Below are 15,407 nucleotides of genomic sequence, written 5' to 3'. Positions count from 1 at the left end.
TTAAAATTCCAATTCCAAGGTTACAGGACAGTGATCTGAACCATAAATGTCTGATAGAATTTTTGCTGATTTTACGTTTTCTTTCATTTCTTCATTAACATAAAAGTAGTCCAGTCTCCATCCAGCGTTTCTTTCACGTGCACGGGTTCTATAGCTCCACCAAGTAAAGTTATTTTCACCTTCATCAAACATCCTGAAAGTATCAACAAAACCTGCCCCCTCCAGTTGGTCTAACCATGCCCTTTCTTCCGGCAAATATCCTGATTTGCCTTCGCAGTTTTTAGGATTGTATACGTCGATTGGATTGTGAGCAATATTATAATCCCCTGTGATAACTAGGTTCTTACCTTCATTTTTAAGTTCAACCAACTGTTCTAGTAAAGCATTGCAGAAATCAACCTTAAAATCCAGTCTTTTAGCATTCATTCCACTATTTGGAAAGTAAATGTTATATAACATGAAGTCAGGATATGCGATTTTCAATATTCTTCCTTCACGGTCCAGCTCTTCAACCCCTAAACCATATGCTACATCAACAGGTTCGATTTTAGAGTATGTTCCAACGCCACTGTATCCTTTCTTTTCAGCTTCATTAAAGTGCTGATGAAATCCATCAACATCAGCTAATTTCTTAGGGATTTTATCTTCTGTTGCCCTTACTTCCTGAAAGTTAATAATATCTGCATCAGTATTGTCAAACCAGTCCCAGAATTCTTCTTTTTTGGAAACTGCCCTAATACCATTTACATTCCAAGAAACTAGTTTAATTGACATTATAAACGAACCCCATTGACAATAGGCAACTCACGAAGCCATTTAATATCACTTTTATAAAGCATACGGATGTCTTCCACATCATATCTAATCATAGCAAGCCTTTCAATACCCAAACCAAATGCTAAAGCTGGCTGATTAATTCCTAAGGGTTTTAATACTTCCGGCCTAAACATTCCCGCACCACCAAGTTCAATCCAGCTTTCTTTTTCCTCCAAATAGATTTCGGTTTCTGTTGAAAGATAAGTATAAGGGAAGTAAGCGGGCCGGAATCTTACTTCAAATCCCAATTTTTTATAGAATTCCTTTAAAGTGCCCAAAAGATTCTGATAGCTTATTTTCTCATCACACACAAGCCCTTCAACCTGGTGAAATTCAGGCAAATGTTTATAATCAAAAGTTTCTCTTCTAAATACCCTTCCTACTGAAAACATTTTAATTGGAGGTTCATGTTCAAATAAATGTTTAGTAGATATTCCTGTTGTATGGGTCCTTAAGACACTTTGACGTGCAATATCTTCACTCCAATCATATTTCCAACCAATAGAACCTGTCATGCCTCCATTTTCATGAGTTTCAGCTGTAAGTTTTACTAAATCATCATCAGGCAAATCACATGTTAATGGATTTTTGAGATAAAACGTATCTTGCATTTCACGAGCAGCATGATCTTGTGGTTGGAAAAGTGAATCAAAGTTCCAAAATGCGGATTCCACATATTCACCATTGTCTTCTGAAAAACCCATGTTTAAAAAGATTTCACGAATTTCATCAATAATTACCCTTAAGGGATGCTTTTTACCAGCGAATATTGCCGGGGATTCTGCATTGATATCGTATGGACGATATTCTAAGCTTTTCCATTCCCCTTCTTTCAAATGTTCATGAGTTAATTGAGTAGCTTGTTTTTTAATTTCAAAACCTTGTTTTAAGATAGCATTTCCATTAGGTAAGATTTTAAATGAATGTGAGGTTTCTTTTTTAATATCTAAAATATTTTTCCTACCTTTTAACTTTTTAAAACCGTCAATTAAATCATCACTGAAACTTTTTACCCCTCCAGCATTAGCTTTAAGATACACCAATACCTTTTCATCAACACCAACCTTAGAGGCAAAATCCTTACCTGTGTCTGTAATGTTAACTACGCCATTATCAATTTGAGCCCAATTTTTACGGCGCAGCCAACCAATAGCAATGCCCTTTTCTTTTTTTTCGATATTAGTTTCACTAACTAAGTCTTTCATGCCGATTGAGCCTTTGGTAGCTAAAACATCTAAAATTTTTCTTTCGGGAAGGCCTTCGTTAGCATATCTAATCCCATCGTCAGTTAAGAAATAAGTTTCCTGAACATTCTTATTTACTTCAATAATATCTTTTGAAGCAAGAGAACCTGATGCGCTCATAACAGATTTAATATCCATACCAGAATTTTCAGCAATTTCACCAGGAGTTGCTTCTGTATTCGCCTCTAATTCTTTTAACAGTTTTTTTTCATAAATATGTAATTCACTAATGGTTTTTTTAATATCCTCACTCATTTAGACACCATATATTAAGATTAATAACAAGACAATTTATGTTTTAAGTAATTTATAAAGATAGTGATAATCGAAGCACTTTAAAAGAAAAATCAATCAATCGAATCAATTGTTTTATTTAATTCATCAACGATAATTTTAACACATTCCTCCCCTTCACCGTCTAATCTGAAAGGATTATTTGAAGATAGTCCATGATCTTTTAAAACTTCGCCAACACCAATTGTCCTAGCTACATCAATTCCCTTATTTTCTAAAATTTTATTAACACATCCATTAGCACAACCATTTATGGCAACAATAGGGAATTTTTTAAGCATTCCATCATTAAATCCATCAACATCCGCTGAAGTTGAACCCATGCATATTGAAATCACATCTTCATTCTGTTTTTTACAATCCCCGACAGCCACACGTGATACTAATCCATTTGAACTCATGCCATTACATGATGCTAAAGCTATTTTTTCTGCCATTTTAAAACCTCCCCATAATGCCAATCATTTCTTAATTCAAGTACAATACTCTTTTATCAGTATAATCCATCAATATTTGTTTCAACAATATCCCTGTTCATCAATACAAAATCCAAAAACATATTCAACATATACTGATTTTGTTAAAATTACCTGAAGTTTGATTTCAAATAACTTACAAAAATTGATGCTGCAGTTAAATCCGCAGTAGTGCCTGGATTATAATGATTTTCAAATAAATAGTCATCGAATTCTTTGACCATATCCATAAAGTCTTCGCTACCTTCTAATTTAAGAACATCACGAGTCATCATTGATATTTTTAAAGCTTCATCTGACCCATATTTTCTTGAAATTAAAGTATCCGGAATATGGGACAATATGGTTAAGAATGTTAAAATACAAGCTTCATTTTGAGATTTTTCCTGTTTCAACTTGTGATAAACAGGATATCCAACTTCAAAAACAGCCGGCATATCATCAGTCATTTCACGTGCAATCATATCCCATGGAGCTGAGATTTTTAACACATCAAACATGCTTTGATTATTCTCTCTCAATTCCCTTTTAGCATCATCACTTGCAACATCATATTCATCCTGAGCACCCATCCCTCCGGCATCTGCAATATTGATTGCATCATATAAATCACATGCATCATCAACGGAAGTATTGCTCATCAGCAATTTAATATTTTCACGTATATCCTCAAATGAATCACTAACGGCCGATGCAACAGCAATTGGCATCAGCATCATAACAATGCCCAAATTTGTGTTGTTTTTAATCCATCCATCAGTTTCGCCAACTGCCTGTAAGATGTATTTGCCCAATTGTGGATTCTTAACATCAACATTTGTACATGCTTCACGAATAGTATCTCCAATTACAATTCCACTTATCAAAAAGTCTTCAAAAACCATATCATCATAATTACGAGTTCTATGAACATTACCCGGCTTTGGATATCCACTTACTTCAAGTGCAGATGCAATTTGAGCAATTTTTGCAATCTCATCTGCATTCATTCTATCACATCATTCAAGAGCAAATAAGATGCGAAATTAGTGATTATTAAATCTGCTCCAGCCCTTTTAATTGAAAGTAATGATTCGGTGATTGCTTTTTCGGTTAAAAATCCTTTTTCAATAGCTGCCACAATCATTGCATACTCTCCACTTACATTATAAGCAACTAAAGGCAACATGAACTCATCACGGACCATGCGAACAACATCCAAATATGGAAGTGCCGGTTTAACCATTAAAAAGTCGCATCCTTCAATTACATCAAGTTCACATTCACGAATTGCTTCAACTGCATTAGCCGGATCCATCTGATAAGATTTTCTATCTCCCGCATGAGGTGATGAGCAAGCTGCAACTCTAAAGGGTTCATAAAATGCAGAGGCATATTTAACCGAATAAGACATTATCATTACATTACAATATCCATTTTCGTCTAATATTTTACGTATTGCATCAACTCTCCCATCCATCATATCAGACGGAGCCACAATATCCGCTCCGGCTTCAGCATGAGACAAGGCAACTTTTGCAAGATAAGGTAAGGATTCATCATTTAATATTTCAATTCCATCGTCGCTATCCCCGTTTTCAACAATCATGCCACAATGTCCGTGAGAAGTATATTGGCATAGGCAAACGTCAGTGATGACAACCAAGTCAGTTTCCTTTTTAAGTTTCCGAACGGCTTTTTGAACAATACCTGTTGCAGAGTAATCCGGTGTTGCTATTTCATCTTTACTTTCCTCTCTTGGAATTCCGAATACAATAATGGATTTTAAACCTTTCGCCTCTAACTGTTTTGCAAATTCAACCCCGCTATCTAAAGAATATCTGTATTCCCCTGGAAGTGATGAAATCTCTTCCCTTTCATTCCCCTGAAGCTCTTCCTTAAAATAAATCGGATAAATTAAGTCTTCCTTTTGAAGTTTAGTTTCGCGAACAATATTTCTTATTTTAGCATTTTTTCTTAGTCTTCTCATTCTTGTAGTTGGAAATTCCATAATAATCACTTAATTATCAGTTACTTATACTGTTTCTCTCGTAACATTTCTATAATAATTTTTGAATTGATGAGTTAATTAAATTTATGGAAATCATCCAAATACAAAATATTAAACATTATATTATGATAAAAAATAATTTTTAGAATACAGTTCAATATAATGAAGCTATTATTAAACAATACATAATAAGTAGGAATGCAAATAATAAAGATTCAAAATCATGATGTTTTGAGCAACCCCACAATAACATCCCAATTTCAAATCAACAAAGTTTTTGAAAGAATCCATTACAATCAAAATTAAACATTTAAAAAGTTTAAAATATAAAAAAATAAACCAAGTTTAAAGAGGTTAAAAATGTCAAATTCAATTGGTGAAAAATTTCAAATAACAAGCTTTGGGTCAAGCCATGGAAAAGCGGTTGGAGCTGTTGTTGATGGATGCCCCGCAAATCTTGAATTAACACAAGAGGACATTCAAAAAGAGCTTGATAAAAGAAAACCCGGAACAAGCAGCATAACCACCTCCAGAAAAGAGGCAGATGAAGTTCAAATTTTATCTGGTATTTTTAATGGTAAAACAGATGGAACTCCAATTACTGGAGTTGTTTTTAATAAAAATCAACATTCAAAAGATTATTCAATGTTTGAAAATACACCACGCCCATCTCATGGAGATTTTGCTTGGATGATGAAATATGGCAACTATGACTATAACGGCGGAGGTCGTGGAAGCGGCAGAGTTACTATTGGACATGTGATTGGTGGAGCAATAGCTAAAAAACTTTTAAAAACCCAAAATATTGAAATTATTTCACATGTTGCTCAAATTGGAGATATTAAAGCTGAAATTAATGATCTTGAAATTATCAAAGAAAATGTCGAGAAAAATCCTGTTCGTTGCGGAGATTTAAAGGCAGCCCGGAAAATTGAAGAATTAATCTTGGCTAAAAAACAAGAAGGAGACTCTATTGGAGGGATTGTTGAAACAATAGCTATTGGAGTGCCTGCAGGATTAGGAGAACCTGTATTTGGAAGACTTGATGGGGACTTAGCAAGAATTTTAATGAACATTGGGGCAATAAAAGGAGTTGAAATCGGTCTTGGATTTGACATGGCGACTAAAAGTGGTTCGCAAACAAATGATGAATATCAAATAAATGAAAATAAAGCAACAGCAAAAACAAACAATTCCGGTGGAATCATTGGAGGCATGAGCAATGGCATGGAAATTGTTTCAAGAATTGCAGTGAAACCTACTCCCTCCATTTCCAAATGTCAAAATTCTGTTGATTTAGAAAAAATGGAAAATAAAAAAATAGAAATAGAAGGCCGCCATGACCCATGCATATGTCCCAGAGTTAGCGTTGTTGCCGAATCAAGCACTGCAATTGTTCTTGCAGATCATATGATTCGTTCAGGTTTTATCCACCCCAGCAATCTAGAAAAATGATCCTAATCTTTTCTTGCCATTAAAACTTCATCAAACTCATTATGTTTGAAGGACAATTGGTAAGAATTTTTTCTTTCATTTTCAAACAAGGCATGACTGGTGCTGTGAATTGAAGACTGTGTGTCTTTAAGTGAAATTAGCCTGAATTTTTTAGGATTATTATAATTCACATTGAATGATAAACCGTCATATGCAGCAATAGTTTTAACACCTGTTTGTTTATAAACTTTTCTAGCTTCTGTAACAGGATTGCTTGAAATCATTTTTAGACCCAAATGTGTCATTACGGCAACCTTCGGTTTGACTTCATTGATTAAATCAACGAAATTGCGGGAACACATATGTCCATTAATCGACCTGTTTCCCGGCCTCAACACGCTAGCTATTAAGATATCAGCACCCTCATGGTCTTGGGCCAGACCATCAAAATAACCTGTATCGGAAGTGTAAGAAATTTTAAAGCCATTGCAATCTATCTGAAATCCGACACCTGTTGGATCGCCATGTGAGGTTTCAGTACCTTTAATTGAAACATTATCTAATCTATTCCACTCCCCAGGCTTTAAGACTATTTTGTCAGACTTCGATTTATGATAATCAGAAATGCATGGCCCCCATCTTTCATATCCTTCCAAAACACTTTCCCCACCAACGATAGTTCCTTGTCTTTTAGTCATTCCTTTAGTCATTGCTTCAATGAGAATTTCTGCATCATTGTAGTGGTCTGTATGAGAATGTGAAACAATGACTCCACTTAAATTACGAGGGTCAAACCCGAACTGGTAAGTTCTTATTAGTGCTCCAGGACCTGGGTCAATGTGATAATTTTTTCCGCCGAGATTGTCCAATCTGAAACCCCCGGTCATCCTTCGTTGGCTGATAGCGGAAAATCTTCCTCCGCCACTACCTAAAAATGTAATTTTCATTTAAACCTCAACTATAAGGAACATAAAATTATATCACAGGACAAAGAGGACTTGTCTTTTTTTAGGCACAAATCCTCATTTTCAATGACCACCTTGTCTCCAGTTTTAACGTTATCACTGTCTGTAAACATCAATACGTTTTGACCCGGACCTGCAAGCTGTTTCCAATTTCCATCAACTGCCTGGGTTTTATTATTTAACTGTACAAACAGCATGTTTCCATCAATGTCAACAACTTTGCCAATGTCCCCTTTGCTAATGATTTTGCTGGCCATTTCAATTTCCAAATTTTGTTGAACCAATCTTTCTGTTAAGTCTTGCCTGAATTTAATTAGAACCTTAATATCATGGTCAATTGTAACGTCCAGATGTTTTTGAGCGGCACTTTTATCAAACTTGGGCTGTCTCATCAATACATCTATTTTATTGCCTACAGTGGGAGTTTTTGAAGCAACCTCCTCTAAAATTCCCTTGAAAATCTCCCCCATGTATCTTAAGCTTTGAGAAGCTTTCCATTCCCGTTTAATCAATGTTTCAGCCATACGTTTTGCGTAATCATTTCCAAATATAATGACTCCTCCACTTCCGGCTTTACGGGATTCGGTATCAGAACCTAACAATTCAATTATTTGATATCCGTTAGTGGTTCCGTAAATGCGCCTTCTTCTTGTTTCCATAGTTCCTTTAGTACTTACTTCACCGCGAATGGTATTGCCGATTATTTTAAGTTTGTTAGCATCGTCTGTAATTTTAATTGAAATGCCAAGCTCGTTTGCCCTAGTTAAAAAGTCTTCATCATTATCAATGCTTCCGCTATATAATTCTTCCTCTAATGTAGCTAAATTTTTTTTATCACCGAAATATCCTATTTTTCTTTTATCACTTGCCATTACACATCCTTTTTTTCCAACATAAGCGATAATCAAGCTCATAATATCTCCTAATTTGATATTTTTAAAAATATTGTAATATCAATAATTTATTATTTATATTTAATTTTTGTTATCATATATTATAAATGTTAATAACTATATAAACAAAAATAGATTTTCACCTAAAAATTAATTAAAAAGAAAAATAAACCTTTATTTTTTTTAATGATTAAAGAAAATATTTAAATAATAATATAACAATAAATATGGGTATATTAAATGTTAATTATTTATCATTATAAATTATTGACATCATTAATATAAAACAACAGGAGAGAAACTAATGATAGATCTCAGTAAAATGTTTAAACCTGAATCCGTAGCTGTTATTGGAGCTTCAAATACACCAGGGAAAGTAGGATATATCATTGTAGATAATCTTATCAACGATGGATTTGTAGGAGAAATATATCCTGTAAACCCTAAAGGTGGGAAAATCCTTGGAAAACAAGCTTACGCAAATATAAAAGACGTACCTGGAAAAGTAGACTTAGTAATTATAACTATCCCTTCCCCATTCGTGAATACTGCTGTTAAAGAATGTGGTGAAGTTGGCATTGAAAACATGGTTGTTATTACTGCTGGTTTTAAAGAAGTTGGAGGAGAAGGTGCTAAACTGGAAGCGGAATTAACTGCTCTTGGTAAAGAATATGGTATAAACATTATTGGACCAAATAGTTTAGGAATTACAGATTCTCACACTCCATTAAACGGATCGTTTTCACAGATGATGCCGCCTACTGGAAATATGGCATTTATATCACAAAGTGGAGCCATGATGGTAGCTATCATCGATTGGAGCGTAACTTCAGGAATTGGATTTAGTAAAGTTATCAGTTTAGGCAACAAAGCAGGAGCAAATGAAATTGAACTGTTGCAATATTTAGCTGACGATGATGAAACAAATGTAATCATTTGTTATCTTGAATCTATTTCTGATGATGACGATTTTGTAAGAACTATGAGAGAAACTGCACATAAAAAACCTATTATTGTTCTCAAATCAGGTTCAAGTTCAGCAGGAGCAGAAGCAGCATCTTCACACACCGGAGCATTAGCCGGCAGTGATTTGGCATTTGACACCGCATTCCATCAATCCGGAATTATGCGTGTTGAAACTATGACGGAATTGTTCGATTTAGGATTAGCATTCTCTAAAGCGCCGCTTCCAAAAGGAGACAAAGTGGCCATTATCACTAATGCCGGTGGTGGAGGAGTGCTTACCGTGGACGCTATGGAAAAGGCAGGACTCCAACTTGCCCAATTCGATGAAAAGACCACTGCTAAACTAAAAGAATGTGTAACTGATGAAGGAAGTGCTAAAAACCCTATTGACGTATTAGGAGATGCACCAGTGCACAGATACAAAGAATCATTAGAACTTGTCTTAGGTTATGAGGACGTTGACAGTTTAATCGTGATGGTTTGCCCTACAGCATCAGCTGATCCTGATGGAATTGCAGATGCAATCGTAGAAGAGAAAAAGAAATTTGACAAACCGGTCATTGTTGTTAATATGGGAGGACCGTCCTTTGAAAATGCAAATGATGTTTTAAGAGAAAACGGCATTCCAACTTATGTATTCCCTGAAACTGCAGTTAATGCTGTAGAGGCCATGGTTAAATTTGCAAGATTGAAAGAGAGAAACTATGATGACATCATTGATAAAATTGATGATGTCGACAGAGATACAGTAACTGGAATATTTGACAAAGTAAAAGCAGATGGCAGAGACACATTACTTGGCAGTGAAGCATATGCAGTAGCTGAAGCTTATGGAATTTCAGCAGCGCCGATTAAATTATCAACAAGTGCTGATGAAGCAGGCAAACTTGCAGAAGAAATGGAATTCCCGGTTGTACTTAAAATCGCATCCGATAAAATTTTGCACAAATCCGATATTGGCGGCGTGAAAGTAGGAATTAATAACGTTGAAGAGGCAAAAGCAACTTATGATGAGATCATTGCTAATGCTAAAGCCGCACACCCAGATATTGTTCCTGATGGTGTGGAAGTGCAGAAAATGATGGATTCAGGTGAAGAAGTCATTGTCGGTATGATTCGCGACAGACAATTCGGTCCTATGATTGCATTTGGTATGGGTGGAATCTATGTTAACCTTATTGAGGATGTATCATTCAACCTTGCAAAAGGCATGAGTTCTGAAGAGATTGAAGAACAAATTGCATCAACCAAAGTATCCCAATTACTTGAAGGATACAGGGGAGAAGCACCTTGTGATGTTGAAGAAGTTAAAGAAGCCATTAAAAGAGTAGCTAGATTAACCCTAGACTTCCCAGAAATATCAGAACTTGACATTAACCCAATCTTTGTCTATGAAGAAGGGTCAAGCGCACTTGACATTAAAATTAAATTATAATTTCTCTTTTGAGAAATTAACTATTTTTTTATATTTTAAAATCCCATGAAGATGATTATGTTGATGGGAAAATCGACTTATAACTATACTCTATTTCCATAATCAGGCTTGATAAAATGAATTATGATTTAAGTGAAATCGGAATTGAAAAAAATATCCAATATGAATGCATTACAACAACCATTAATAAAGAGGGTGTAAAAAATGCAGGTGCCTTTGCATTTACCTACCTTGGAGAGGATAAAGTATTCTGCAGGATATTTGACGGATCAAAGACACTGAAGAATATCTTAGATACTAATGAATATGTGGTCAATATTACACAGAATTCCTTAGTTTTTACCTATTCAACACTAAACTGCTTAAGCGATGAATATTATACTGACGATACAGACATTGCCATTATTAAAAATACTCCCGCTTACATTATTGTGGATGTTGAAAATATTGATAAAAAAGAAACACCTAAGGATTTTCCAATAAAAGGAAGTGATATTTATTATATAACCGGCAAAATCAGAAAAGTCATGAAAAATGATGAAAATGCAATGCCGTTTAATAGAGGATTATCTGCACTAATTGAATGCCTCGTTAACTTTTCAAGGCATAAAATGGTTGATGAGGAAAAAAGAAAGGAATATATGAAAATATTAATTGAAAATCAAAGGATCATAAATAAAGTATCCGATGAAAAAACTAAAAAGGCTATCGCCGATTTAAGAGAGGAATATGAAAAAACCAGGCATCCCCATTAAAAAAAAAAATGAAGCATAGCTAATTAACTATGCTTCCCAATACAAATCATCATGTGCAATAGTTTCGTTTAAGATACCTAATTGAACTTCTAATTTTTGAAATGCATCTACATTAGATTTATATGTTTCATTTATTCCGGATATGAATGGGAAACTTTCTAAAGATTTTACTTCCGCATCCTCGTCAGCAACGATATCTTTAGGCAATAATTTAACTATTTCACCAGTCTCACCAGCCGCTATTTTTTCATTAATGAAATTAGTTGCATTTTCATGAATTGCAATAATTTCTTTAGCAGTGTCTTTATTATTATTTAAAAAATCATCAGAAGCCGCTACAACACAGCATGGATGATTTGGCATGATTTCAGAAGAATCAACTAATTCTTCAATACCCTCATCACTTACACCAAGACTTACATATGGCTGGAATGTAATGGCCGCTGGAAGATTTTTAGTTTTTAAAGCATCGTTAATAGATGGCACTTTCATTGCGGATTCATTAATGTCATCCAAAGACATTTCATGTTTATTCAAATAATCAGAAAGCAATACATGTTGAATGGACGATTCACCGGGAGTTGCGACAACTTTTCCTTTTAAATCTTTAGCATCATCAATATTGGAATCAGAGGTCACCATAATTCCACTGCCTTCATTTTGAACGGCAGAAATAATTTTTACAGGAACTCCTGCAGAAACAGAAGACAATACCGGTGCAATACCTACATAACCTACATCAACATCCCCGCTAGCCATGGCAGTCATTAAATCACCACCATTGTTAAACTGAACAAGTTCGGTAGTGATTCCCTTTTTTTCATATAAACCCTGAGCGTCTGCCACAAATAATGCAGCATCGTGATCTGAAGGCAAATATCCTATTTTTACAGTACTGTTAGATTCTCCTCCTAAAAAATCAAAAAAACCTGCACTAGCTGAACCCGCTACAAGGAATACTGCAAGTGCCAACACTAAAACAAATATAATCTTTTTATTCATTTTTTTCACCAAAAATTAATTTAAATTAAATGCAGTAATATATTTAATCGGCATGTTATAAATAAATTAACATGAATTGTTATAACAATTAATCAAAAAATCTGTTTTAGATTCTATATCTTTATTTTGAATTAAAACAGAAAGATTGTCATCATATTGCCCATCAACCGTTGTTCATCACAAAGGTAATTTCAATAACAATCAACAATCAAGAAAAAAATAAAAAGTAGTTTAATCAACTACTTTGATAAAAAATTTCATCTTCTGACAATGGCTTTTTTAAAACACCCAAATCAACTTCCAACTTCATAAAATCCATGACTTTTTGTTTATAAGTATCATTCAAACCAGAAATAAATGGAAAACCGGACATGGCCACCTTTTCAACTTCAACATCACTTACAATATCACTTGGTAAAAGACTTGCGGCTTCATCTGTGTTATTGTTGATGTAATTGGTTGCATTCTCATGAATGTCCAATATTGTTTGAGTTTCATTAGGATGTTCGTCAATAAACTTATCAGAAGCCACTACAACACAGCATGGATGATCAGGTATAATTTCAGAGGAATCCACAAATACTTTCGCACCGTTTTTCTCGGCAATAGATACGTACGGTTCAAAAGTAATCATTCCATCTATTTTACCAGTTTTTAAAGCATCATTCATTGATGGAACTTTCATAGAGGAAATCTTCAGGTCACTTAAAGACATACCGTTTTGTTTTAAATAGTATGTAAGCAGCATATGCTGAATTGAAGATTCACCGGGAGTTGCTATTTTTTTACCATTTAAATCAGATACTGAGTTAATTCCCGAATCTTTTGCAACAACAATTCCAGATCCTTCAGTTTGAGCGGCGGAAATTACTTTAACTGGAACTCCATTGGCAATTGAAGACAGTACTGGAGTTATTCCAACATAACCCACATCAACATCCCCACTAGCCATGGCAGTCATTAAATCTCCACCATTATTAAACTGAACCAATTTTGTGTTAATTCCGTTAGCCTTGTATTGTCCTTGTGCATCAGCAACAAACAATGCTGCATCATGGTCTGATGGCAAGTACCCAATAGTTACTTCATTACTTCCACTTCCTAAAAGGAAATATGCACCTACAGCAACAACGACTATTGCTATAATAATTACGATAACTTTATTATCCATTGAATCACCAATATTAAATATATTTAAAAAATTATTAAAGGTTTTGATTATGGCTGCAAAAAAGATTGATCAGTACATGAAACCTCACGGTGAAGAGGGAATAAAAACTATCAAAGATATGAATGAAGAACATAGACACATCTCTGAATTTGCATTTGAAAGTGTTGATGTTGGCAAAAATGATAAAATATTAGATATCGGCTGTGGCGGAGGAGCCAATATTGAAAAATTCCTTAAACTGACAGAAAATAATGTTGACGGTCTTGATTATTCCAACATTTCAGTTCAGGAATCCATTAAAAGAAATCAGAAAGCCATTGATGGTGGAAGATGCAGTGTTATTCAAGGGGACGTTAGTGATATGCCAATAGATGATAAAAGTTACGATTTAATAAGTGCTTTTTCAACAATTTACTTCTGGCCCGAACTCGATGAAACATTTAAAGAAGTGGCAAGAGTTATCAAACCTAAGGGGCGATTTATGATTGCTCAGGGAACTGATGGCAATCATCCCGATGATGAAAAATGGATATCAACCATTGAAGGAATGAGAATTTATAATGCTGGTGAATTAAATGAATACCTGCTTAATGCAGGATTTAACAGCATTGAAAACTATAAAAAAAAGAATGAACATCTTTTAGTGATTATTGCTCAAAAATAATCATTTGAATCCCCATACATTCACCGTTTTTTCATTATCTATCAAAACATGATATATCCCAAATACGTTTCAAACATGCTTGATAGACAAATAACCTTTTCATCCGAAACTGGCAACTTTGATGCTCTCAATATATTTAAATATTAGAATAGAAACTTAAAACTGATAGAAATGAATTTAGAAGATAAAATCAATATTGTAAAAAATATTTTAAAAGATAAGAAGGTTGCCATAGGTTTTTCAGGCGGTGCCGATTCAACATTAATAGCTTATTTATCCGCACAAACAGCAAAGGACACATTGGCAATCACCATAAACAACCATTTGTTGCCTACCGGTTTTGTCGAAAATACTAAAAAAGCAACCGAAACCTTTGGAATAAAACAGGAAATAATCAGTATTGACTTTTATGAAGATGAACTTTTCTTATCAAATAACTCTAAGAGATGCTATACCTGTAGAAAGCTAATGTATGATGAAATTGAAAAGATAGCCAATGAAAAAGGTTTTGATTTTATTTGTGACGGGAGCAACATTAGCGACTTGACTGTTGACCGGCCCGGAATTTTGATTACTTATGAAAAAGGATTCAAAACACCTTTTATTGAAGCAAAATTAACTTCTAGAGAAATCCATGAATATTTAGATAAAAAAAATATCCCATATTCAAGATCAACTACCTGTCTTGCAACCAGAATTCCAACAAACACCCGGACAACAGCAGAAAAGATCAATAGGATCAGTTACTGTGAAGACTATATCCTAAAAAACACTGATTGCGAAATTGTAAAAGTCAGAGACTTTGAGGAAACCTGTATAGTTGAAGTAGACAATATCACTGAATTAGTTTGCAGTGATAAATATATTCAAATCAACGATGAATTAAAAGCACAAGATTATAAAAAAGTTGCTTTAAATTTATCGGAAATTGATGATAATGAAAGCATCTCTCTCGACTATGCTGAGGGCTCATTTTCGTATAAACTGCCATATACAATAAACATTGAAAATACAAAAAAACAACTTAAAAACGAAATATTCAAAGATTCACATGACAAGCTAGAATTAAACAACATTACAATCAATGCGAATGGATTGATTACTGGTAAAAACTTTAAAACATATGAAACCGCATTATACGGATTTATGGATGTTCTTAAAAAATTAAGAAGAAATATTTAGATTAAAACGCCATCAATATCTAGTGATGAATGCTGGGAAGTCTCTTCCCACCAAGGAATATACTAAGTAAAATTGAACAAACGTCAAAGATGCCAAAATCACAATTATCTGGTGAGAATA

The 15,407-nt window shown here is 34.2% G+C and carries 14 protein-coding genes; 5 read left to right on the top strand and 9 right to left on the bottom strand.

What is annotated here, in order from left to right; translation table 11 throughout:
- From Q9969_RS00820 to hemB, 5 genes are all read right to left on the bottom strand, one after another.
- The gene (locus Q9969_RS00820) at positions 1 to 774 is read right to left on the bottom strand and encodes an exodeoxyribonuclease III (protein ID WP_305553393.1); all 774 of its coding nucleotides are present in this window, start codon (positions 772 to 774) and stop codon (positions 1 to 3) included.
- The gene (locus Q9969_RS00815) at positions 774 to 2,315 is read right to left on the bottom strand and encodes a phenylalanine--tRNA ligase subunit alpha (protein ID WP_305553391.1); all 1,542 of its coding nucleotides are present in this window, start codon (positions 2,313 to 2,315) and stop codon (positions 774 to 776) included. Before Q9969_RS00815 ends, Q9969_RS00820 begins: the two co-directional genes overlap by 1 nt.
- A 92-nt stretch (positions 2,316 to 2,407) precedes the next feature.
- Positions 2,408 to 2,791, bottom strand: coding sequence for a putative zinc-binding protein (locus tag Q9969_RS00810; protein WP_305553388.1), 384 nt, complete (start codon positions 2,789 to 2,791; stop codon positions 2,408 to 2,410).
- A 149-nt stretch (positions 2,792 to 2,940) separates the two neighbouring features.
- Positions 2,941 to 3,819, bottom strand: a complete 879-nt coding sequence (locus Q9969_RS00805; RefSeq protein WP_305553385.1) for a triphosphoribosyl-dephospho-CoA synthase — start codon at positions 3,817 to 3,819, stop codon at positions 2,941 to 2,943.
- On the bottom strand, positions 3,816 to 4,820 hold the full coding sequence (gene hemB, locus Q9969_RS00800) for a porphobilinogen synthase (protein WP_305553382.1): 1,005 nt from the start codon (positions 4,818 to 4,820) through the stop codon (positions 3,816 to 3,818). The genes Q9969_RS00805 and hemB overlap by 4 nt, the downstream gene beginning before the upstream one ends.
- 360 nt (positions 4,821 to 5,180) lie before the next feature.
- Between hemB and aroC the strand changes: the two genes are divergently transcribed.
- Positions 5,181 to 6,275: a chorismate synthase gene (gene aroC / locus Q9969_RS00795; protein ID WP_305553379.1), complete on the top strand. Its 1,095-nt coding sequence runs from the start codon at positions 5,181 to 5,183 to the stop codon at positions 6,273 to 6,275.
- Positions 6,276 to 6,277: 2 nt separating this feature from the next.
- Here aroC and Q9969_RS00790 read toward each other — a convergent pair whose 3' ends face one another.
- Both Q9969_RS00790 and Q9969_RS00785 read right to left on the bottom strand, forming a co-directional pair.
- Positions 6,278 to 7,201: an MBL fold metallo-hydrolase gene (locus Q9969_RS00790; RefSeq protein WP_305553376.1), complete on the bottom strand. Its 924-nt coding sequence runs from the start codon at positions 7,199 to 7,201 to the stop codon at positions 6,278 to 6,280.
- 11 nt (positions 7,202 to 7,212) lie between these two features.
- Positions 7,213 to 8,133, bottom strand: coding sequence for a DUF2121 domain-containing protein (locus Q9969_RS00785; protein ID WP_305553373.1), 921 nt, complete (start codon positions 8,131 to 8,133; stop codon positions 7,213 to 7,215).
- A gap of 283 nt (positions 8,134 to 8,416) precedes the next feature.
- On the opposite strand from Q9969_RS00785, the gene acs reads away from it, so the two are divergent.
- Together acs and Q9969_RS00775 are read left to right on the top strand one after the other, a co-directional pair.
- Positions 8,417 to 10,513, top strand: coding sequence for an acetate--CoA ligase alpha subunit (acs, locus tag Q9969_RS00780; RefSeq protein ID WP_305553370.1), 2,097 nt, complete (start codon positions 8,417 to 8,419; stop codon positions 10,511 to 10,513).
- A 116-nt stretch (positions 10,514 to 10,629) separates the two neighbouring features.
- On the top strand, positions 10,630 to 11,268 hold the full coding sequence (locus Q9969_RS00775) for a DUF447 domain-containing protein (RefSeq protein ID WP_305553367.1): 639 nt from the start codon (positions 10,630 to 10,632) through the stop codon (positions 11,266 to 11,268).
- Positions 11,269 to 11,295: 27 nt separating this feature from the next.
- Here the strand turns inward: Q9969_RS00775 and Q9969_RS00770 are convergent, their stop codons facing one another.
- Both Q9969_RS00770 and Q9969_RS00765 read right to left on the bottom strand, forming a co-directional pair.
- Positions 11,296 to 12,270, bottom strand: coding sequence for an ABC transporter substrate-binding protein (locus tag Q9969_RS00770; protein WP_305553364.1), 975 nt, complete (start codon positions 12,268 to 12,270; stop codon positions 11,296 to 11,298).
- 235 nt (positions 12,271 to 12,505) lie between these two features.
- A complete protein-coding gene (locus Q9969_RS00765) occupies positions 12,506 to 13,441 on the bottom strand; it encodes an ABC transporter substrate-binding protein (protein ID WP_305553361.1) in 936 nt (311 codons plus the stop codon).
- A 49-nt stretch (positions 13,442 to 13,490) separates the two neighbouring features.
- On the opposite strand from Q9969_RS00765, the gene Q9969_RS00760 reads away from it, so the two are divergent.
- Positions 13,491 to 14,105 (top strand): class I SAM-dependent methyltransferase, encoded by a 615-nt coding sequence (locus tag Q9969_RS00760; RefSeq protein WP_305553358.1) that lies wholly within the window; start codon positions 13,491 to 13,493, stop codon positions 14,103 to 14,105.
- Between the two features lie 171 nt (positions 14,106 to 14,276).
- On the top strand, positions 14,277 to 15,287 hold the full coding sequence (locus Q9969_RS00755; RefSeq protein ID WP_305553355.1) for an ATP-binding protein: 1,011 nt from the start codon (positions 14,277 to 14,279) through the stop codon (positions 15,285 to 15,287).
- The last annotated feature ends 120 nt before the right edge of the window (positions 15,288 to 15,407 follow it).

The sequence above is a fragment of the Methanobrevibacter sp. V74 genome (assembly GCF_963082495.1).
In the GTDB taxonomy this organism is placed as follows: Archaea; Methanobacteriota; Methanobacteria; order Methanobacteriales; family Methanobacteriaceae; genus Methanocatella.
The sequence above is the reverse complement of the archived record's forward strand: the minus strand, read 5'-3'. Positions and strand labels throughout refer to the sequence as shown.

What these genes read in the sequence shown, in the direction of transcription:
- Q9969_RS00815 (WP_305553391.1), bottom strand. Translation starts at nt 2,315, where the DNA reads ATGAGTGAGGATATTAAAAAAACCATTAGTGAATTACATATTTATGAA.
- Q9969_RS00790 (WP_305553376.1), bottom strand. Translation starts at nt 7,201, where the DNA reads ATGAAAATTACATTTTTAGGTAGTGGCGGAGGAAGATTTTCCGCTATC.
- Q9969_RS00770 (WP_305553364.1), bottom strand. Translation starts at nt 12,270, where the DNA reads ATGAATAAAAAGATTATATTTGTTTTAGTGTTGGCACTTGCAGTATTC.
- Q9969_RS00810 (WP_305553388.1), bottom strand. Translation starts at nt 2,791, where the DNA reads ATGGCAGAAAAAATAGCTTTAGCATCATGTAATGGCATGAGTTCAAAT.
- Q9969_RS00775 (WP_305553367.1), top strand. Translation starts at nt 10,630, where the DNA reads ATGAATTATGATTTAAGTGAAATCGGAATTGAAAAAAATATCCAATAT.
- Q9969_RS00765 (WP_305553361.1), bottom strand. Translation starts at nt 13,441, where the DNA reads ATGGATAATAAAGTTATCGTAATTATTATAGCAATAGTCGTTGTTGCT.
- Q9969_RS00805 (WP_305553385.1), bottom strand. Translation starts at nt 3,819, where the DNA reads ATGAATGCAGATGAGATTGCAAAAATTGCTCAAATTGCATCTGCACTT.
- acs (WP_305553370.1), top strand. Translation starts at nt 8,417, where the DNA reads ATGATAGATCTCAGTAAAATGTTTAAACCTGAATCCGTAGCTGTTATT.
- Q9969_RS00760 (WP_305553358.1), top strand. Translation starts at nt 13,491, where the DNA reads ATGGCTGCAAAAAAGATTGATCAGTACATGAAACCTCACGGTGAAGAG.
- Q9969_RS00820 (WP_305553393.1), bottom strand. Translation starts at nt 774, where the DNA reads ATGTCAATTAAACTAGTTTCTTGGAATGTAAATGGTATTAGGGCAGTT.
- aroC (WP_305553379.1), top strand. Translation starts at nt 5,181, where the DNA reads ATGTCAAATTCAATTGGTGAAAAATTTCAAATAACAAGCTTTGGGTCA.
- hemB (WP_305553382.1), bottom strand. Translation starts at nt 4,820, where the DNA reads ATGGAATTTCCAACTACAAGAATGAGAAGACTAAGAAAAAATGCTAAA.
- Q9969_RS00785 (WP_305553373.1), bottom strand. Translation starts at nt 8,133, where the DNA reads ATGAGCTTGATTATCGCTTATGTTGGAAAAAAAGGATGTGTAATGGCA.
- Q9969_RS00755 (WP_305553355.1), top strand. Translation starts at nt 14,277, where the DNA reads ATGAATTTAGAAGATAAAATCAATATTGTAAAAAATATTTTAAAAGAT.